The 18,555-nt window shown below is 68.9% G+C and carries 16 protein-coding genes and 1 pseudogene; 7 read left to right on the top strand and 10 right to left on the bottom strand.

Annotated features, from left to right (window positions below; translation table 11 throughout):
- Positions 1-16 precede the first annotated feature (16 nt).
- On the top strand, positions 17-511 hold the full coding sequence (locus tag LZ604_RS32040) for an MmyB family transcriptional regulator (protein WP_372482250.1): 495 nt from the start codon (positions 17-19) through the stop codon (positions 509-511).
- A 164-nt stretch (positions 512-675) separates the two neighbouring features.
- On the opposite strand, the gene LZ604_RS32035 is transcribed toward LZ604_RS32040, so the two are convergent.
- The 4 genes from LZ604_RS32035 to LZ604_RS32020 all read right to left on the bottom strand — a co-directional run bounded on the left by LZ604_RS32035 (position 676) and on the right by LZ604_RS32020 (position 5,377).
- Positions 676-1,731: an MBL fold metallo-hydrolase gene (locus tag LZ604_RS32035; protein WP_234519485.1), complete on the bottom strand. Its 1,056-nt coding sequence runs from the start codon at positions 1,729-1,731 to the stop codon at positions 676-678.
- A 17-nt stretch (positions 1,732-1,748) separates the two neighbouring features.
- Positions 1,749-2,576 (bottom strand): alpha/beta fold hydrolase, encoded by an 828-nt coding sequence (locus LZ604_RS32030; protein WP_234519483.1) that lies wholly within the window; start codon positions 2,574-2,576, stop codon positions 1,749-1,751.
- Between the two features lie 709 nt (positions 2,577-3,285).
- Entirely contained in the window at positions 3,286-4,770 is a 1,485-nt protein-coding gene (locus LZ604_RS32025; RefSeq protein ID WP_234519482.1) for an MFS transporter, read from the bottom strand.
- A gap of 127 nt (positions 4,771-4,897) precedes the next feature.
- Positions 4,898-5,377 carry a MerR family transcriptional regulator gene (locus LZ604_RS32020; protein ID WP_234519481.1) on the bottom strand — a complete coding sequence of 160 codons (480 nt, stop codon included), beginning with the start codon at positions 5,375-5,377 and terminating at the stop codon, positions 4,898-4,900.
- Between the two features lie 113 nt (positions 5,378-5,490).
- On the opposite strand from LZ604_RS32020, the gene LZ604_RS32015 reads away from it, so the two are divergent.
- Positions 5,491-5,802, top strand: coding sequence for an STAS domain-containing protein (locus tag LZ604_RS32015; RefSeq protein WP_234519480.1), 312 nt, complete (start codon positions 5,491-5,493; stop codon positions 5,800-5,802).
- Between the two features lie 199 nt (positions 5,803-6,001).
- Here LZ604_RS32015 and LZ604_RS32010 read toward each other — a convergent pair whose 3' ends face one another.
- The 3 genes and pseudogenes from LZ604_RS32010 to LZ604_RS32000 all read right to left on the bottom strand — a co-directional run bounded on the left by LZ604_RS32010 (position 6,002) and on the right by LZ604_RS32000 (position 7,713).
- Positions 6,002-6,541, bottom strand: coding sequence for a hypothetical protein (locus tag LZ604_RS32010; protein WP_234519479.1), 540 nt, complete (start codon positions 6,539-6,541; stop codon positions 6,002-6,004).
- Between the two features lie 665 nt (positions 6,542-7,206).
- A pseudogene (locus LZ604_RS32005) lies at positions 7,207-7,457 on the bottom strand (ATP-binding protein); the annotation flags it as partial.
- Positions 7,458-7,467: 10 nt separating this feature from the next.
- Positions 7,468-7,713 carry a hypothetical protein gene (locus LZ604_RS32000; protein ID WP_234519478.1) on the bottom strand — a complete coding sequence of 82 codons (246 nt, stop codon included), beginning with the start codon at positions 7,711-7,713 and terminating at the stop codon, positions 7,468-7,470.
- 154 nt (positions 7,714-7,867) lie between these two features.
- On the opposite strand from LZ604_RS32000, the gene LZ604_RS31995 reads away from it, so the two are divergent.
- Both LZ604_RS31995 and LZ604_RS31990 read left to right on the top strand, forming a co-directional pair.
- Positions 7,868-11,374, top strand: coding sequence for a DNA polymerase III subunit alpha (locus LZ604_RS31995; RefSeq protein WP_372482248.1), 3,507 nt, complete (start codon positions 7,868-7,870; stop codon positions 11,372-11,374).
- Between the two features lie 2 nt (positions 11,375-11,376).
- The gene (locus tag LZ604_RS31990; RefSeq protein WP_234519503.1) at positions 11,377-12,438 is read left to right on the top strand and encodes a DNA polymerase Y family protein; all 1,062 of its coding nucleotides are present in this window, start codon (positions 11,377-11,379) and stop codon (positions 12,436-12,438) included.
- Between the two features lie 101 nt (positions 12,439-12,539).
- On the opposite strand, the gene LZ604_RS31985 is transcribed toward LZ604_RS31990, so the two are convergent.
- Positions 12,540-12,722 (bottom strand): hypothetical protein, encoded by a 183-nt coding sequence (locus LZ604_RS31985; RefSeq protein ID WP_234519477.1) that lies wholly within the window; start codon positions 12,720-12,722, stop codon positions 12,540-12,542.
- 276 nt (positions 12,723-12,998) lie between these two features.
- Between LZ604_RS31985 and LZ604_RS31980 the strand changes: the two genes are divergently transcribed.
- Both LZ604_RS31980 and LZ604_RS31975 read left to right on the top strand, forming a co-directional pair.
- Entirely contained in the window at positions 12,999-13,241 is a 243-nt protein-coding gene (locus LZ604_RS31980) for a DUF6207 family protein (RefSeq protein ID WP_234519476.1), read from the top strand.
- A gap of 446 nt (positions 13,242-13,687) precedes the next feature.
- On the top strand, positions 13,688-14,716 hold the full coding sequence (locus LZ604_RS31975; RefSeq protein ID WP_234519475.1) for a hypothetical protein: 1,029 nt from the start codon (positions 13,688-13,690) through the stop codon (positions 14,714-14,716).
- On the opposite strand, the gene LZ604_RS31970 is transcribed toward LZ604_RS31975, so the two are convergent.
- Positions 14,717-16,102, bottom strand: coding sequence for a Fic family protein (locus tag LZ604_RS31970; RefSeq protein WP_234519474.1), 1,386 nt, complete (start codon positions 16,100-16,102; stop codon positions 14,717-14,719). It abuts the gene before it with no gap.
- Between the two features lie 460 nt (positions 16,103-16,562).
- Between LZ604_RS31970 and LZ604_RS31965 the strand changes: the two genes are divergently transcribed.
- Positions 16,563-17,249 (top strand): hypothetical protein, encoded by a 687-nt coding sequence (locus LZ604_RS31965; protein ID WP_234519471.1) that lies wholly within the window; start codon positions 16,563-16,565, stop codon positions 17,247-17,249.
- 260 nt (positions 17,250-17,509) lie between these two features.
- Here LZ604_RS31965 and LZ604_RS31960 read toward each other — a convergent pair whose 3' ends face one another.
- Positions 17,510-18,361 carry an SDR family oxidoreductase gene (locus LZ604_RS31960; RefSeq protein WP_234519469.1) on the bottom strand — a complete coding sequence of 284 codons (852 nt, stop codon included), beginning with the start codon at positions 18,359-18,361 and terminating at the stop codon, positions 17,510-17,512.
- Between the last annotated feature and the right edge of the window lie 194 nt (positions 18,362-18,555).

Here is an 18,555-nt window from a genome sequence, read left to right as displayed (position 1 = left end):
TCTCACCCGGCTGCGCGTGCCGCGGGCACGGTGGTCATACCGATGGTTCACCGATCCCCGCGCCCGGGCCGGGTATCCGGTTCAGGATCACGCGACGGAGTCCCGGGCGCTCGTCGCCGACTTGCGGGCCGCAGCCGTCCGCCGAGACGACGCGCAGGCGAAGGACCTGGTCAGACGGCTGCTACGGGCGATCCCCGAAATTCGAGGCCCTGTGACATCTGCATGTGATGGGGTGATGCGCAGCAGCCGCAGGCGGATCCAGCACCCCGACGTGGGCCTTATGGAACTCGACTGCCAGATGCTCGTCGACGAGGAGCGCACGCAGATCCTCGCACAGGTGCTGCATCCCGTCCGGGCTGGTCTCCCCGGCGTGATCGGCGATGCTCCAGCAGCTCTTGCGCGGCAGCTCCGCCAGCATGCCCCGCAGGTACCGGGCATGCGAACCCACTACGAAGAGCTGGCCGACGGGGACGCAAGCGTTCATGGAACGTCGCAGGCCACACTACGTTGAGAGAGCTGAGCAAGCTCCGATTGAGCTTCGCTGCGCATTGGCGCGCCCACCCCTCCTTACCCGGACCGACCAGACTTTCAAGGGTAAGACGCGCAACTACGATAATCATGCAGGAGGCGCAGGCTGAGATCCTCTCGACAAATCGCGCGAATGACTGACGTATCTCACACGCCGAGATAGACGAGCTTGGTGAAGAGGTCCGGGCCGATGATCCCCTGCCCCCACTTGGCGTCGAAGGGCTGGGTGGGCTTGGCCGCAATGGTCTGTTCAACCGTAAGGCCCCTGCCCTTGAGGTCGGCGACGCGGTTGCGAATGCCGACGAGCATATTGCGGTACTCCACCAGATCGGCGCGCCTTCCGACCGGCCCATGCCCGGGAACGACGATCGTGCCGTCGCCCACCATCGCGATGTTCTGGTTTGCAGCCCGGATCGTCCCGTCGATGCTGCCGCCGGTCTCGTGGTCGATGAACGGGTAGAGATCGTTCCAAAAGGTGTCGCCGGTGAACAGCACGTCCGCCCTGGTGAAATCGGCGGAGAGGTCGCCGTCGGTATGGGCGGGGCTGTAGGGACGCAGCCGCACTGGCTGTCCACCGACGGTGAACGTCTTCTCGGAGGCGACGGTCACGGTCGGGCGGGCGGCGGCAGGGACTGGGGTGAAGGTGTGCACCCATTCCGCCACCCGGATGGTCTTGCTCAGGTTGCGCAGGGTATTGGGGGTGGCGATAATCTCTGCCCCATGCTCGTGGACCCAGCTGTTTCCGCCCGTGTGGTCGAAATGCCAATGGGTGTTCACTAGGTACCTGATGCGGGTAGCCCCGAGCTTGTTCAGGGCGCTTTCCATCTTCTGGCGAGAAACGGCGATGCCGGCGTCCACCATGAAGGCGCCGTCCTTGCTCGGCAGCACGCCGATGTTTCCGCCTGACCCCTGGAGCAGGTACACGCCGCCCCGAAGAGGCGTCACGGTGATGGGGTCCCGGGCGGCGGCGGCGTTGAGCACATCGTAAGGGTTTTTCTGCTCTTTCTGCGGGCTGGGTGGCGGAGTACTACCCGGTGCAAGCGTGGGTGGCGCGCCTGCGGCGTTGATCACTCGGTTGGGGGTTTCCTGCACGCTGGGTGGCGGAGTACTACCCGATGCAAGCGTGGGTGGCGCGCCCAGGGAGCACGCCGCCAGAACCGCGGCGATCGCCGCCTTCCTTGGGGTGTTCGTCTCCCGTTTCATGATGGAAGTTCCTCTCCCTAGCCCCGCGCGAAGGCAAGGAGGTCCTCGTTGAATCTGTCCTTGTAGGGATCCACCATCGCCAGACCGTGTGGGGCGCCTTCGTACACCTTGAAGGTATTATCTTTGACGATCTTGGACGACTTGTCGCCAGCAGCGATGATGGGCACGATCTGGTCGTCGTCGCCGTGCACGATGAGCGTGGGGATGTCGAACGCACGGAGGTCGTCGGTGAGGTCGGTCTCGGAGAAGGCCCGCACGCAGTCGTAGGAGCCTTTGATGCCCACCTGCATGCACCACATCCAGAAGGAGTCGCGCGTTCCCTGAGTGACCTGATTTCCCGGTCGGTTTGCGCCGTAGAAGGGGGCGCTGAGGTCCTCATAGTATTGCGACCTGTCACCGGTTATACCGGCCCTGATCTCGTCGAAGACCTCGATGGGCAGCCCATCGGGATTGGCCTTTGTCTTGAGCATTAGGGGCGGAATGGCGCTCTGGAGCAGGGCCTTGGCGACGCGGGAAGTGCCGTGGCGACCGATGTAGCGGGCGACCTCGCCGCCGCCCGTCGAGTGACCGACCAGGATGACGTCGCGCAGGTCGAGGGACTCGATCAGCTCCGAGAGGTCGTCGGCGTAGGTGTCGAGATCGTTGCCTGCCCACGGCTGGCTCGACCGCCCGTGGCCGCGCCGGTCGTGCACGACGGAGCGGAAGCCGTTGTCCGCCATCAGCTTGGCCTGTGGGTCCCAGGCGTCACCGTTGAGGGGCCAGCCGTGGCTGAAGACGACGGGCTGCCCGCTGCCCCAGTCCTTGTAGAAGATCTCCGTCTTGTCCCGGGTGGTAAGGAAAGGCATAAGTGGGCCCCCTTTAGCTGGTGTCCGGTGACAAGCGCGCCGTAAGGATCACCTTCGGGGCACGCCCCACGTTTCTTTGTCGCGGACTATCCAACGCGGTAACAGCGCGATTGGGTTCGGGGTGCAATGATCTCCCCGACCATTGTCCGCCTTCTCCCCGCGCCGTCCGCATAAACGCGGGGCGACCGATACCATCGCATCGGCCTCCTTTTCACGCTAACCGACCAGGCGGACCTTGTCCTTCCGGCGACTCTGCGGCCCAGCCGAGGAGCTGACTCCGAGGCAGGCCCAGACTTTCGGCTCTCCGAAGGCTCCGCTCTCGGTGGGCACTGGACTTCGTCGGGCCAGATTGCCGTCGCAATGTCGTGGTCGACCCGCCCCGATGATGTCCATCTCGGCTGCCTCCCGCATCAGGTGCCGCACACCGCAGTTCTGCTGTGTTGCTCCGGCAGTCCGTCGAGGCAGATGTCCTGGTCACGTGGTCCTGTGTTTCCCACACGCTCTCCGGACACTGAGCGTGGACAGACGGCGCCGTGTCCCGTTGGGCAGTAGGCCCTCCCGTTCTGGGGAGGGCGTGGGGGGCAGGCTGACAGCGCCCCACCGGGGTTGCCGGGCCGCCCCTTGCTTTGCGGTCGCTTGATTATGGCAGGCGACGGTCCTGGTGGCCTGAGTGCTGGGTGGGTCGGGGCGGCCGAAGTGGGATGGTCGGTCAGGAACGGGTGGATGCGGGTTGGGGGCTGGGTCCGGGGATGGATGGTTCAGCCGGTGTGTCCGCGCGGCGAGGCGTGCGGATCACGAGGGCCGCGAGCAGCCCGGCGATTGCGGTGATGCCGGCCGCGACGGCCATGGCCACGTTGTAGCCGGAGGTCAGGGCCTGTGGCAGGGCGTCGTGGGTGAGCGAGGCGGTCACGGTGCCGGCGGTGCCGGAGATGACGGCCAGGCCGAGTGCGCCGCCCGCCTGCTGTGAGGTGGCGATCAAGCCAGAGGTGACACCGGCGAAGCGCTGAGGGGTGCCGGCGGTGGCGGCGGCGTACATGGGGGCGAAGCTCACGCCGTAGCCCAGCGGCATCACCAGCAGTCCTGGCAGCACGTGGACGGCGTAACTGCCGTGAACGGGAAGGAAGCTGACCCACAGCATGCCGATGATGACGAGGACGGGCCCCGTGATCAGGAAGCGGCGGAAGCCGAAGCGGCGGACCAGGCCCGCCATCCGGGTGGAGACCGTGCCCAGGATGACAGGGAAGGGCAGGAATGCCAGCCCTGTGCGGATGGCGCTGTAGTGCTCGATGTCCTGCATGTACAGGGTGAGCAGGAAGAACATGCCCAGGTTGCCGGCAAAGACCGTTGCCATCATGCCGTTGGCGCCCGAGACGTTGCGGATCGTGAAGATCCCGAGGTCCACCAGTGGATCGGCGGCACAGCGCTCGTTGAAAACGAAGGCGGCGAGCAGGACCACACAGGCCGCGAAGCAGATGAGGGTGAGCGGGTTGGCCCAGCCCCACTCAGGCGCCTGGCTGAAGGCGAAGACGCCCGCCATTAGCCCGGCGGTGGCCAGCACCGCGCCGGGAGCATCCGGAAGGCCCCTGCGGTCCCGGCTTCCGGTTCGGTGGTCGGGGACGAGGCGGGGTACGAGCGCGAGGACGATCACCCCGACAGGGACGTTGATGAAGAAGTTCCAGCGCCAGTCGGCGTACTGGGTGAGTACGCCGCCCAGGAGGAGGCCGACGGCTGCTCCGCCGGTGGCGACCATGGACCAGAAGCCCAGTGCACGGGAGCGCTCGTGCCCTTCAGGGAACTGGGTCAGGACCGTGGACAAGGCAGCGGGGGACATCACGGCGGCAGCCAGGCCCTGCAATCCGCGCAGCACAATGAGCAGCGGCACAGAGGAGTTCACTCCGATCAGGAGCGAGACCACGGTGAAGGCCGCCATCCCCATGAGCAGCGTGCGGCGCCGGCCGAGCAGGTCGGCCAGTCGCCCGCCCAGCAGCAGAAAGCCGCCGAATGCCAGGACGTAGGCGGTGACGACCCACTGGATGGTGCTGTCACCGAAGTCCAGATCGCGCTTGATGACCGGCAGGGCGACATTGATGATCGCGGTGTCGAGCACCACCATGAACTGCGCGGTCGCCACCAGGGCGAACACCTTCCAGGGGCCGGTCGGGCGCCCGACCCGGGCCGCTTTTGTTGAGAGCATGACAGTATCCTGGAACGGCTTCCGGCAGCGGGGCGCGGAAGCGGGTGGTCGGGAATCAGGCAGGGCGGTCGAGGGCCTGCCGATGGAGGTGTTCGCAGCGGCCGGACCGGGTCCCGGACGCCGAAGGTCAGCTCAACTGCTCACCGAGAAGTTGGCCTTGGGCCTCCAGGCGTTCGGCCTCGGCGTCGTCACCGGCTTGGACGGCGCGCCAGTAGCCGACCCGGTTGTCGATGTAGTGCTTGCGGGCGGCCAGGCGCCGTATCTCCTCCTCCAGCGCCTCGCCGTGGGCAGCGAGCATCCCGATCTTCATGGCGACGGTCTCGGGCGCGTGCCCGCGCGCCGCCATCAGCGCACGCATCTCCTCGATCGCCAGCCCCGCGGCCCGCAGGTGCGCTAGCGATTCGATGCGGGCCAGGTCGGCACGGGTGTAGGCGCGATGGCCGCTGGAGGCGTCCCGGGCGATGGGGTCGATCAAGCCGATCTTCTCGTAGTACCGCAGCGTCCAGCCGCTCAGCCCGGTGATCCGGGAGACCTCCTGAACGCTCAGGACCCTGTCCGTCGCGGACTCCTCGGTGTGCCGCCCTCGGAGTGCTCGTGCCTCGTTCATGATTCGAGTATCGATAACTTGGAGCGCTCCAAGTCAAGCGCGGAGCACCACGGGGTTGGCAGAGCAGGGATCACATCTGTCGACGGACCCCGTCCCGGTGTGCTCGGCGCCCAGTGACATCGCTCTCCGTAGCAGGGCAGGAAAGCGGAGAGATCGACTTCGACACCCTGCCCCCGCTGCGCTGCGCCATCGACGCGCTGCCGCCGCAGGTGACCGACCTGCAGTGGGACCTGACCCTCACGCCCTTCATGGATGTCGCCGGCCTCCACCTCCTCTTCACCCCGACCGCCGGCGACGGCCCGGAGCGCCGGGCGACCGTACTGCGCGCTCAGCCGCTGTCGCTGCTCCTTATGGCGGCCGACGTCAATCCCACCGCTTTCGACCTCTGTCGTCTCCTGCCTGACGTACCCCCGGCCGACCTTTAGGCCCGCTGCCCCGTGAGAAGTCGGGCTGGTTCTAGGGGGCAGCGCTTCCCCGGCCCAATGCCCCGCGGGCGGGTTCTTCCTGCACTCCGGGACCAGCCGCCCCGGGTTCCACTCCTGCCCGGGCCCACCACCGGCATGACGAACCACCGCCCACTATTCACACCAGAGCCACGGCCGCAGGTCCCAGGGTGATAGCAGCTCAGCGGTCCGGAACCAATTTCAGGTGTACCAGTTCCGCTTTCAACGTCCAGTCGGGAACGACAGACGGATGCTCTCTGGCTTGTTGAGCAGTCACGCTTGCAACCCGTTGTACGATTCGATCGTGCCAGCTCAGATGCATGCCCAGAGCGGCCCGTGCTGAGTCCTGGTCCAGCCGCCTCCCTTCAAGGGCTCGTGCCAGGCGCACGATGTAGCCGATGTACGCCTCAAGATGCTGGTGCTGGTTCAGCTCTCCGGGCTCTACTGGTGGCCCGGTGTAGTAGTCAGGCCGTCCCGGATCCCAAAAGCCGCCAGCCACTGACGCGACGCTGACTGCCTGCGAGTCGACGGCGGTCCGCAGCTCATGGACGGCGATGCGATGCTTCAGAAAGTCAGCCGAGAAGAACTCCGCAACAAGTTGATCAGTCACCGTCCGTCGATCAGTCCGTTTGGCCAGTTGCAGGGCACCGAAGGTGCCGCCGAACGCGCCGGTGGCTCCTCCTGCGATGGAGGCTGCCAGAGCTGTGAGAAACGAAGCCATGGGTGCCTGTCCAACGGGTGGTCGGTGTAGGGACGGAGAATCTCTTCCCCTCGGCTGGGCTGCGGGCACGCCCTGATCGACTGGACGAGGGATGGCTTGCTACGCGGTTCTGAGGTTGAGCTAAGAATCTCGGATTCGGCATTGAACTTTAAGGAACAGACCGGCACCTCAGCCAAGTGCCGTGGGGTGGGGCGGCGCCGCGCCGTCCCGCACTGTCCGTACGGCGCTCAGCCATCTCTTGGCTCCTGGTGGCGGAGGCCGGTCTGTTCCTTAAAGTTCACATCAGGGGTCGAGGCGGCCGGGGAGGGGTCCCAGTAGTGCTCGCCGAAAAAACAACGGAGTAGCCCCTGATCTGCGGGTACTCCCCGCTCCCCTTCAAATGTCGCTGTGACGCGGTTCTCGTACTCGTGGCGAGCCTTGCGCTGGCCGGGACGCCCTGGGCGCCGTCGAGGAGCTGGCAGCGGGCGAGGCGCGGTGCAAGGAGGGGACGGCGCTGACGCGCAGGGTGTAGCCCTGGCCGCGCCGTACAGTCACTCCCTGGCCGAGCGCGGCCCGCTCGGCATCGTGGCACCACCGACGTAGCGACCTCGGTCACGTAGCGTCCACCGCCACCCCGCGTGCGCCTGGATGCGTCATCGGTGCACGGCGGGCGCCGCCGCCCGGTGTCAGGCGGGGCTGAGGAGGATGCGTGCGATGATGCGCTTGCCGACCGTCTCGCGCAGGACGGCGAGATCGGCTGCTCGGCTTTGACGATCTCCAGGCCGTGCCGGCCCGCCCGCTGGGGGTCCGCCTCGCTCGCCGCCGGCAGGACAGGGTCGCTGTCCCACACCTCAACCTCGAGCGCTTCGCCGGCCAGGCGCAGGCGCAGCAGGATGGGGCCCGGGGCGTACTTGCAGGCGTTCGTGACCAGCTCACTTCAGCGGGGTTCAGCTGGTGCAGGCCCCGCTGGAGCCGTCGGAGCGCGCCGTCGGCCTCCAGGACGTTGAAGACCCGGCTGATGTGAGGCCGGCTGTGCCCGAGAGCTTCAGCAAGGCGTCGCCGAACAAGAGATGGTGAACGCATCCAGCCCCATGGGCAAGATCCTCGGCTTCCACTCCGACCAGGACGCCGAGTTTGCCCAGGCCACAGCCGACGGCGAGCGCCGAGAACCAGATGATGGCCAGCATCATCATGGCCGTGCTCGGCGTGGCGCTGATAGGCAGTGAGACGCACGTCACATGCGCGCGTCCCGGGCCACTGAATCAAGGCCGTCCCGCTCCTTGCGGCCGCTGCGCGGCGCGGAACAGCGTCGAAGCATCTAATCGTACTCTTGTGCGATTTAGCGTTATGGTGGATACCTGGAGAGGACACAGGTCAGGGAGGGGCGAACGACAGTCGGGAGGTTCGAGCCGTGGATTTACTCATCTGCGAGTCGCCTCCGGTTACTCCGCCCGCTACGGCGCCTCCCTCCCCAGCGCTCTCGTGCAGCGCGCTGCCGAGCGCGGGATGACGAGGCTCGCGCTGACCGACCGGGACACCGTCGCGGGAACGGTCCGCTTCGCCACCGCCGCCGCGGCCGCCGGTATCCGCCCCGTCTTCGGTGTCGACGTCGCCGTCGCACCGCTCACTCCGCCCGACCCGGCCGCCGGACGGCCGCGTACGCCCGTGCGCGGCGGCGCGCACGTGATCGAGCCGCCGCTGCGGATCACCCTGCTCGCGCAGAACGCGACCGGGTGGGCGCGGCTGTGCCGCCTGGTATCCGCCGCGCACGCCGAGGCCGACGGTGGGGCGCCGGTCGTGTCCTGGCCCACCTTGCGTGCGTACGCCGACCAGGACCTGGTGGTGCTGCTTGGCCCGGCCTCCGAACCGGTGCGGGCCTTGTCCGCCGGCCGCCCCGACGTTGCCGAGCAACTGCTCGCGCCGTGGCGGGAACTCGCCGGAGAGCAGCTGCGGCTGGAAGCCGTGTACCTGGGACGGCAGGGCATCGGCGCGGGCTCGCTGCGGCTGGCCGCGCGCACCGTGGGCCTGGCCGACCAGCTCGGTGTCCGTACGGTGCTGACGAACGCAGTCCGCTACGCCGACCCCGACCAGCACCGGCTGGCCGACGTGCTGGATGCGGCCCGGCTACTGCGTCCCGTCGACCGCCGGCACCTTGACGGCGGCGAACGCTGGCTGAAGGACCCCGCGGCCATGGCGGCGGCCGCCGACCGCATCGCCCAGGCGGTCGGCGACGACTCCGCCCGGGCGGTCCGCCTGCTGGCCGAGACTGAGGCCACCGGCCAGTCGTGCACCCTCACGCCGGTCGATCTCGGGCTCGGGCGTCCCCACTTCCCCGAACCTGCCGTTGTCGGCGCCGGTCCCGAGCGCGGTTCGGCGATGCGGCTGCTGAGGCAGCGGTGTGAGACGGGGATGGTCGCCCGTGGCCTTGACACGGACGAGCGTGCCGTACGACAGCTGCTCTACGAGCTGGAAGTCATTGGCCGGTTGGGCTATGAGGGGTACTTCCTGGCCGTGGCGCAGGTGGTCGCGGACACCCGGGCGCTGGGGATCCGAGTTGCCGCGCGCGGCTCCGGCGCCGGCTCCATGGTCAACCACGCACTGTTCGTCGCCACGGCCGACCCTCTCGAACACCGGCTGTTGTTCGAGCGCTTCCTCAGCGAGCGGCGTACGTCGTTGCCGGACATCGACCTCGATGTCGAGTCCGAGCGGCGGCTGGAGGTGTACGACGCGATCATCAAGCGGTTCGGGCGGGAGCGGACCGCGGTCACCGGCATGCCCGAGACCTACCGGGCGCGGCACGCCCTGCGCGATACCGGCCTCGCCCTGGGGATTCCGCCGCAGGTCGTCGGCGAGATCGCCAAGAGCTTTCCGCACCTGCGCGCCCGGGACATTCGCGGTGCCTTGGCCGAACTGCCGGAGCTGCGGCAACTCGCCTCCCAGGCGGGGAAGTTCGGACCGCTGTGGGAGCTCGCCGAAGGCCTGGACGCGCTGCCCCGCGGCTACGCCATGCACCCGTGCGGAGTGATCCTGTCGAACGCGGCACTGCTGGACCGGCTGCCGGTGCAGCCGACCCCGGCCGGATACCCGATAGTGCAGGCCGACAAGGAGGACGTCGAAGATCTCGGTCTTCTGAAGCTCGACGTCCTGGGCGTGCGCATGCAGTCCGCGATGGCGTACGCGGTCGCCGAGATCCACCGCACAACCGGACGCCTGCTCGATCTCGACAACCCCGATCACGTCAGCCTGAATGACCAGCAGGCCTTCGAGATGATCCGGGCCTCGGACACCGTCGGCCTCTTCCAGCTCGAAAGTCCTGGTCAGCAGGACCTGGTGGGGCGTCTGCAGCCTCGGCACATGCAGGACGTCGTCGCCGACATCAGCCTCTTCCGCCCCGGCCCCGTATCCGGGGGCATGCCCGCCTTGTACATCGCCGCCCGGCACGGCGCCGCCCCCACGTACCCGCACCCCGACCTGGAGCCGGTACTCAACGACACCTACGGCGTGGTCATCTGGCACGAGCAGATCATCGCCATGCTGTCGAAGATGACCGGCTGCGACCGTGCCGCCGGCGACGTCGCCCGCCGCGCCCTGGCCGACCCCGACCGGCTGCCCAAGGTCGAGGCCTGGTTCCGTCGCACGGCCGGCGAGCGCGGCTACACCAAGGACGTGCTGGACGAGGTGTGGGAGACCGTCTCCTCCTTCGGCGCGTACGGCTTCTGCCGCGCCCACGCGGTGGCCTTCGCCGTCCCCGCCCTGCAGTCCGCGTACCTGAAGGCGCACTTCCCGGCGTATCTGTACGCCGGGCTGCTGGAGCACGATCCGGGCATGTGGCCGCGTCGGGTCATCGTCGCCGACGCCCGCCGCCACGGCGTTGCCGTGCTGCCCGTCGACGTCAACCACTCCCGCGGGCAGCACAGCGTGGAGCAGACCGGGCACGGCTGGGGGGTGCGCCTGGCGTTCTCCACGGTCAAGGGCATCAGCGAGGCAGAGACCGCCCGCCTGACCGCCGGCCAGCCCTACACCGGCCTGCAAGATCTGTGGCTGCGCGCCCGCCCGTCCCTGCCGCTCGCCCAGCGCCTGATCCGTATCGGCGCCCTCGACGCCCTCTCCCCCGGCCTGACCCGCCGGGACCTGCTGCTGCAGGCCACCGAACTGCACCGGCAGTCCCGCAACCGCACCGCCACCGACGGGCAACTGCCGCTGGGCGGCGAACTGGTGACCGCCGGACCGAGCGGGCTGCCGGAAATGACCAGCCGCGACAAGCTCGGCGCCGAACTCGACACCCTCTCCATCGACGTGAGCCAGCACCTGATGGAGCACCACCACCGGCTGCTGCGCGAGCTCGGCGCGACCGACGCCGCCCACCTGCGCGGCATGGTGCCCGGGCAGAAGGTGCTGGTCGCCGGAGTGCGGGCCTCCACACAGACGCCGCCCATCCCGTCCGGCAAGCGGATCATCTTCTGCACCCTGGAAGACGGCTCCGGCCTCGTCGACATCGCCTTCTTCGAGGACTCCCACGAGCACGTCGCGCACACCGTGTTCCACTCCGGGCTGCTGCTCGTACGCGGCCAGGTGGAGGCCCGCGGCCCGCGCCGCACCATCGTCGGCGAGATGGCCTGGGACCTGGATGAGGTGGCCGCCGCCCGCCGCGACCACGGACCCCAGGCCGCCCTCGACCTCCTCGGCCGCACCAGCCCGGCCCCCACCCCCGCCCAGCCGGCCACGCCCCAGCGCACGCTTGCCGACGGCACGGCCGGGGCTCGGCTTCAACCCTATGCCGATCTCCAGCCCGCCGGGACCCGCTCCGCGGACCTGCGCCGGCTCGGCCACCGAAGCCAGGGAAGCGCAGGGTGATCATGATGAGCGGCCGCCGTATCCTCCGCCTCTCCTTCGACCTGCCGCCCGACGCCGACGCCGAACTCCCCGAGCGGCTGCGCCGCTTGCTGGAGGACTTCACGCCACGCGCGCAGTTGCTCGAGGACGGTGCCCTTGTCGACCTCACCGGGGCGACCCGATGGTGGCAGCGCGATGCCCGCGGCATCACCGAACTCGTCCAGCTCCGGGCGCTCGCCTACTTCGGGGTGCGCAGTTCCGCGGGCGTGGCCGGAACTCCGATGCTCGCCGCCATGGCCTGCGCCCTCACGCCGCTCGGGCGGCGCACCGTCATCGACGACTCCCCCGAGGCGATCTCGGCCTTTCTCCGGCCGCGGCCTGTGCGGGAACTTCCCGGCGTAGGCGGGAAAACCGCCGCACTGCTGGGCGAGTACGGCCTGCACACCGTCGGCGACGTCGCCGACGTCCCTCAGCAGACCCTGCAGCGCCTCCTCGGTGCCCGCGCCGGCCGCGCTCTCCACGAACACGCCCGCGGCCACGACACCACCGTCGTCGATCCCACCCCAGCCCCGGCGAGCCTGAGCACGGAACACCGCTTCCCCCGGGACGAACTCGACCCCGCCGAACACCGACGCGCCCTGCTCGCCCTCGCCGACGACCTCGGTGCACGCCTGCGCGCCTCCGGCCAGATCGCCACGGGCGTGACCTGCACGATCCGCTACGCCGACCTGAGCGCCACCCGCCGTAGCCGGACCCTGCCCGAAGCCACCCAGCACACCGTCCTCCTGGCCCGCGCCGCTTACGCGGTGTACGACTCCCTCGGCCTCCAGCGCGCCCGGGTCCGCAGCATCGCGCTGCGCGCCGACGTCCTTCGCCCCGCCGACCGGGCCGCCCGGCAGCTCACCCTCGACGCGGGAGACGATAAACCCCTCGTGATCGAAGCCGTCGCCGATCGCGCCCGCGCCCGCTACGGGCGGCAAGTGCTCTACCCCGCCGCCCTCGCCATCAGCTCCCGTCCCCCGTCAGCCCGGCAGTGGGACCGAGGCGATCGCCCAGACGACGCGCGTGGACGTCGTGTGACATAAGCGCGACAGACCATGGGATGGTGGGCATCCCCAGCGTCGCGCCCGCGCCGACTACCCGCAGGTCGCCGACAACATGCTCGAAGTCCTCACCCGGCGCCCCGTCAGGCCAGAGGAAGCTGCCCAAGCGGCCGACCACGATCAGCCGGAGCCTCCAGCACAACGGCAACGTCCGGGGAGGTGGTGAAGGCGGGGCCGTCCCAGTACGCCGGGACCGCCACGGGCGTGAGGCGCACCTCGGTGCCGTGGACGCGCGCGGCGTCGAAGAGGGTCTGCAGCAGATGCACGCCCGCCAGGTCGAGCGCACCGAGATGGGCATGCCACGTCTGGGGTCTCCGGGTCGTACGACGCGATTTGGCGGAGCCTGTCGAGTTGTTCCTGCCATTGAGGATCGGCGGCCGGCGCTGTCCTGATGGCGGCCTCCAACACCCATGCACGGTCAGGGGGGTTCGGCGAACTGGTCATATTGGGAACGGTAGGCGTCGCCACTGACAACTCACCCGGCCAGGTGAATCCGGAGTCTGAACAGAACCCCGGCCGTCCACGAACACGTACTGACAGACGTGGACCCGATCCGAGAAGCGCACCTGTCCGAGCCCGGCCTGCTCGTCATCGACGTGGCGGGCTTAGACGATGACACCGTCCTCGCCTTCCAGGAGGCGATCGCCCGAACCTGGGGGACCTCGACTGCCGAACGCACCATCCGGGATCCCGGGCAGCCCGGGGTGCGGCTGAGGATGTACACCGATCTGCGGCAGGTCCTCAAGGAGGCCCCCTCGCCGGAGCCGGAGCCGTCGGCCACGTAGAAAGGCGTGGTCCGCCACCACGGGGGGAGTGGCGGACCCGCCTGAGTCCACGGTGCCATACCCGTCCCGGGAGCGCTTTTTGGGCGGGAGAATTCACCGCATCAGAACGCGCCTTCAGCCGATTCGGCGGCCGATCTTAAGCCCGTCGCCGAGCCAGTGCTCTGCCAGCGGACTACTGGTAGACCGTGGTGATCGGCGTGGAGATGCTGGCGCCGCTGTTGGGGGCTGAGTAGGAGATGGTCCACACGCCCTAGCGAGGACTGCTGACGTCGCACGCCAGTTGGCGTCAGCTGAGATATTCCCGTGTTGTGGCTCGCCAACAGGCCCAACAGAAAGGACCTGGTGTGCCTCCGTAAGGCATCCCTCCGGTACCAGTCCTCCTCCTTCCCCGGCTGCGCAGGCCACGATCAGCACCAGCCATGCTGGAGGTTTCTAAGATCACGTGCATGTCGAGGACCACACCGCCGCGCCCGCTCGATGTCGAGGCGCTCTTCCCAGAGCTGGCGAACTACCGGGGTACCACGACCCGGCTCCACCCGCGCCCGGGCCGACCGGAGGTGACGGCCAGTTCCGTGGGTGGTCCACTGCTGTGGCCGGCGGACGAACCCTGGCCGGTGTGCACCGAGCCCCACAGCCATGCGCGTGGCCGGCGCCCGGCGGACATCCACCGGCAGCGGCAGATCCTGGCCGCTGCATGGCTCCGTGAACCGAACCCCGGCCCCACGGACGAGGAGCGGCAGCTGCTGGAAGAACTAGGCAAAGAACACCGCGTTCGAGAGACTGCTGCGACCGATCCGCTGCCACTGATCGGTCTTGCGCAGCTGTGCCAGAGGGACATACCCGACTTGCCGGCCGGGCCGGACGACTGTGATCTGCTCCAGGTCTTCTGGTGTCCCTTTGACGCGCACGGCCCGAGCGGCCACGGCATGCTGCTCGACCTACGCTGGCGCCGGTCGTGGGAGGTGACCGAAGTGCAGACTTCACCGCCACAGCCGCAGGTCGTCGGCTACGAAGGGTACGTGCCTGAGCCGTGCATGCTGCACCCGGAGCAGGTGGCCACCTACCCGTTCGCGGGCCTGCTCCCGGAGGATCTGTGCGCACGGATCGATGCCTGGGAAGAAGCCCTGGAGGAGGCTGAGCAGTCGGCGGACGAAAACACCGCGGCGGCAGTGGGCTACCAGTACGACCTGTCCATCCCACCAGGCTGGCGCGTCGGCGGTTTCGCCTCCTGGCACGCCACTGACCCGTCCCCCATGAACTGCGCGACCTGTGCAACCCCGATGCACCTACTGCTGACCATCGACAGCACGGAATGGGACGGCGGCAGCGGCAGCTGGAAGCCGCTGGAAGAACAGGACCTGCCCCCGTACCAGTCCGCCCGGCCGACCCGGATCACCGTAGGCCGATGGGGCGAACTCAACATCTTCGCCTGCCCCGAAGCACCCCACCACCCACACCGCTGGAGCATCCAATAGTCACTCAGTCATGTGTCGACCCCTCGCTAGGCGGAGTGTTGCTCGGGTGTCCCTGAGATGGATGTCGATGTAGCGGGTGAGGGTCAGCGCGTCCTGGGGGTCGTCGGCCTGAAAGGAGACGCGGCGCAGCAGGCTGACGTCGTCGAGCGTGACGCCTTCGCGGGCGAGGACGAAGATGAGGGTGAGGAAGGCGGAGCGGGCGTTGCCGTCGTCGAAGGGGTGGAAGAAGCAGACGTCGAGATAGGCACGTGCGGCCCGGGCGGTCAGGGGAAGGGGCCTTCCGGCGTCCTGTGTGCTCTGGGCCAGGCAGGCGTCGAGGCGAGTGCGGGTGTCCGGGCCGATGCCGTAGCGTTCCCGGCCGTCCTTGGCGAAGGCCGGCTGGTCGCGGAACGGCGGCGGCTGCGGTGTGCCCAGGACGTGGTACTGCCAGCGCTGGAGCAGCTGGAAGTCGAGCCGGGCGCCGCGTGCCGCGTCGGCCCGCAGTAGCTCCAGGGCGACGAGCAGTCCTTGCGCGCGGGCGGGGTCTATGGCGCGGTCGAAGGTGCGGATGTCCTCCGCCGCGCCGTCGTGCGACGGGGTCACTGGTTCGTCGCCGCCGCCGTCGGGGGCTTCGTGCCACGGCACGGTCTCGCGCACGGCGAGCCAGCGGCGCAGGTGGTCCGGCGCGGGCCCGGTGGATCGTGCGGCGTCGCCCGGCCGCAGCGAGAGGGCCAGCCGCTCCGCGACGTCGTCGACCAGCTCCGGGTCGGGGCCGGTCCAGCTCTGGAACCGTCCGCCGATGGCCTGCTCCACCAGCTTCTCCGCCCGCTGAGGTGGGACGCTCCAGCGGCTGAGGAACCAAGTGAGCACTTGATGACAGTGTCCGTACCAGCCGCTGCCGCAGTCGGTGCGCTCGATTACCTGCCCGATCAGGTTCCGGGCGGCGCGTTCCCACAGGCTTCGCTGATCCTCGACGTCGGCCAGATCCAGCGGATAGGCCTTGAACCACTTGGCGAGGCTCTCCAGCCACTCGCGCCACTCGCACAGCGCCGCGGCGACACGGGCGAGGGTCTCCTCCGGGGTGGTGATCGAGTCCCTGGGGCAGCACCAGTTCCCCACCGGTCCTCCGTCGAAGTCCCCTTCGTCGTGCGCCCAGCGCCAGCCCCAGGTCCAGCGGCCGTAGTGCTCGGCGAGGGCGTGCGACATCGCGTCGGCCCAAGGTCGGCCCGTGTCCCGGCTCCATGCGCTCATCGCCGGGTCAGCCAGCGGCAAGTCTGGGCGGCGAGGGACCCTCTGGGCGGGCCCGAGCGACCGCACGACCTGCGGCACCGAAGCCCTGTCGAAGGGATGACGCGCGGGGTCCACGTCGTCCCAGGTCAGATAACTGGGGGCCAGGTCGACAATCACCGCGCAAGCCTGCCACGTCCACCCGACTGCGCATCAAGCGGATTACCGAGGTGGCTTCCGTCCACAAATCCGGTGAAGAGAGCCACCGCCCCGGCCTGCTCCGCGCTGACGCAGCTGCACGCGTCACCTGAGGCGGCCGCGCCACCGGCAGAAGAACGTGACGCCCGGCCCCGCATCTTTGCGTATCTCGCGGTGCGCGGAGGTGGTGTCGGGCTCTCCTTCCTTCACTGCGTCGCCGGTGTGGCCCAGCAGCCGCCGCTCTTGTGTAGCGGAGCAGCAGGTCGCGATCGTCGGTTTCGAGGACGGTCGCGTGGGCGACTTCTTTCAGCGCCGGAGTGGAGGTCGTCATGCCCTCAGTGTTGGGCCTGGTGAGCCGGGGCCGGATCCGGAAGTACCAAGGGCGCACGAGCATCGACAAGCTAACTTGTCACCACGTCTTGCGACAAGTATTCTTGTCGCTATGGAATCCAGTTTGGACGACTTCTGGCGTGACGTCATGACTCTGCAGGAGCCCCCCTATCGGGAGCCCGTCGACGACGAGGTCCTGCACCTCCAAGACCAGGTGGCGGAGGCCGCCCGCGATCTGGCTCGCGCGATTTCCACGCGGGAGTCCGCCTACCGCGCCAACGGCCAGGAAGCCCCCAACGGCATTGCTCTCTCGCCGGACTGGCAACTCGCCTACCTGTACGCCCTTCACGAGATCGAGGGCATCGCCAGGCGGCTTGCCGACAGCGCGGCACGCACCGCCGGCGGCACCGGAGCAAGCTACGCCCAGCTCGGGGCGGCCTGGGGGATCACCAAGCAAGCCGCGAGGCTGCGCTGGCCCGGCGCCGTGCGCAAGCCCGAAGACACCAGTGGCGAAGGTGAACCCTTCGAGTTGCGGCTTGGCGGGGGCCTCGCCGAGATCATCCAACTCCCCAACGAGGAAGGGTTCATCTGGGAGGCCACCGGAGGCAACGGCACCAGCGGTCGGGCCGAGGAACCGTATGGAAGCCGGACCGAGGCCGCTGCGCACGCCGCCGCCTTCCTTGCCCGGCACGCTACCCCGGGCGACGAACCGTACGATCCCGAAGCGGCGCACGCTGGCTGCTTCGAACCCCACCTCGGCCCCGACGGCTACGTGGACTGCGACGGCACACCCCTGTGAATGCGCGCGGCAGATAAGGCGCGGGACCACTGCCGATCTGGCGCAGGCGCGTTTGCGATGACCGATCCGGCCCTCGACGGGCCGCATGAGGAGCGCCATGGACTTCCGCGTGCTCGGAGAGATGGGCCGGGACGGTGGCGCCGGCCACTGAGGTGTCCTGGCCGAAATGCCCGGGTGGCAGTTCCAGGGCGGGCGGCAGCACGCGGGAGTCGGTCGGTGTGTCCGGGCCGATGTGGCCGGGTTCTGGCGGGGGCGCTCGCTCATGGGCCGACCGGCCGGGCGGTCATCGGTGCGGTGCAGAGCTGGCGAGCACCGCGCAGTGTAGTGGTCAGTTTGCGTTGGGTCGCCTGGCTGTCGAGGCGCACGTCGAGGGCGCCGGGCAGTGTGCTGTGGGCCCTCAGGCCCGTGGGCAGCCGTGAGGCGTCGAGCCCGTCGCGCCGGGCGATGAGAATGCCGAGCTCGTGACGGCTCAGGGCGTCGGGCCCTGCGAGATGGTGGATGCCGGACGCGTCGCACGAGGCCAGCTCCAGAAGGGCGGCGGCCAGGTCTTCGACGAGTACTGGGCAGCGGATGTCGTCGGTGAACAGGACGCCGTCACGGGTGCCGGCGGCGAGTTCGTGCACGGTGTGCTCATGTACGGAACGCCCGTGGCCGATGATCAGTGAGGTGCGGGCGACAACGGCCTTCGGATGCACGGTGAGAACTCCGGTCTCCGCCGCCGCTTTCGCTGCCCCGTACGGGGTGACGGGGTCAGGGAGGCAGGTCTCGTCGTAGTGGACTTGGGCGCCGGAGAACACTGCATCGCTGGAGACGTGGACCAGGCGGCTGCCATGCTTCGCCGCGGCCATCGCGAGCCGGATGGGGCCCTCCGCCGCAACTGCCCAGTCGGCCTTGTGGCTGGATGCATTGATGACGAGATGGGGACTTACTTCGGCCATGACGGCGTCCAGACGTCCCGCGTCCCGCAGATCAAGGCGGTACCACAGGGCCTGGGAGGCGTCGTCAGGCTTGGTCGCGTGGTACGTCGCGGCCGTGGGGTGCCCGGCCGCTCTGGCCTGGCGGATCAGCTCGGCCCCCAGGAAGCCGCTGCCGCCGATGATCAAAGTCGTCATGCGCGACACGGTAAACCGGCAAGAGCGGGCACCGGCGCAGGCCCGGTTTCCTTGATCCACCCATCTGCTGTCCCCGGGCCTGTATCCGGAACGCGGATCCGGCTCGGATTCGTCACGCTGCGTCGAAGTCCGACCGGGGCCGTACCTCCACAATGAAGTCCGGCTCCTCGGTGCTGTCCTCCTCGTCGTGCCAG

Origin of the sequence: Streptomyces glomeratus, from assembly GCF_021462825.1 — a bacterium.
Taxonomy (GTDB): domain Bacteria; phylum Actinomycetota; class Actinomycetes; order Streptomycetales; family Streptomycetaceae; genus Streptomyces; species Streptomyces glomeratus.
This window is presented reverse-complemented; position numbering and strand designations above follow the sequence as displayed.

What these genes read in the sequence shown, in the direction of transcription:
- LZ604_RS32035 (WP_234519485.1), bottom strand. Translation starts at nt 1,731, where the DNA reads ATGAAACGGGAGACGAACACCCCAAGGAAGGCGGCGATCGCCGCGGTT.
- LZ604_RS32010 (WP_234519479.1), bottom strand. Translation starts at nt 6,541, where the DNA reads ATGGCTTCGTTTCTCACAGCTCTGGCAGCCTCCATCGCAGGAGGAGCC.
- LZ604_RS31975 (WP_234519475.1), top strand. Translation starts at nt 13,688, where the DNA reads ATGTCGAGGACCACACCGCCGCGCCCGCTCGATGTCGAGGCGCTCTTC.
- LZ604_RS32025 (WP_234519482.1), bottom strand. Translation starts at nt 4,770, where the DNA reads ATGCTCTCAACAAAAGCGGCCCGGGTCGGGCGCCCGACCGGCCCCTGG.
- LZ604_RS32000 (WP_234519478.1), bottom strand. Translation starts at nt 7,713, where the DNA reads ATGATGATGCTGGCCATCATCTGGTTCTCGGCGCTCGCCGTCGGCTGT.
- LZ604_RS31990 (WP_234519503.1), top strand. Translation starts at nt 11,377, where the DNA reads ATGATGAGCGGCCGCCGTATCCTCCGCCTCTCCTTCGACCTGCCGCCC.
- LZ604_RS31960 (WP_234519469.1), bottom strand. Translation starts at nt 18,361, where the DNA reads ATGACGACTTTGATCATCGGCGGCAGCGGCTTCCTGGGGGCCGAGCTG.
- LZ604_RS31965 (WP_234519471.1), top strand. Translation starts at nt 16,563, where the DNA reads ATGGAATCCAGTTTGGACGACTTCTGGCGTGACGTCATGACTCTGCAG.
- LZ604_RS31995 (WP_372482248.1), top strand. Translation starts at nt 7,868, where the DNA reads ATGGTGGATACCTGGAGAGGACACAGGTCAGGGAGGGGCGAACGACAG.
- LZ604_RS32020 (WP_234519481.1), bottom strand. Translation starts at nt 5,377, where the DNA reads ATGAACGAGGCACGAGCACTCCGAGGGCGGCACACCGAGGAGTCCGCG.
- LZ604_RS32030 (WP_234519483.1), bottom strand. Translation starts at nt 2,576, where the DNA reads ATGCCTTTCCTTACCACCCGGGACAAGACGGAGATCTTCTACAAGGAC.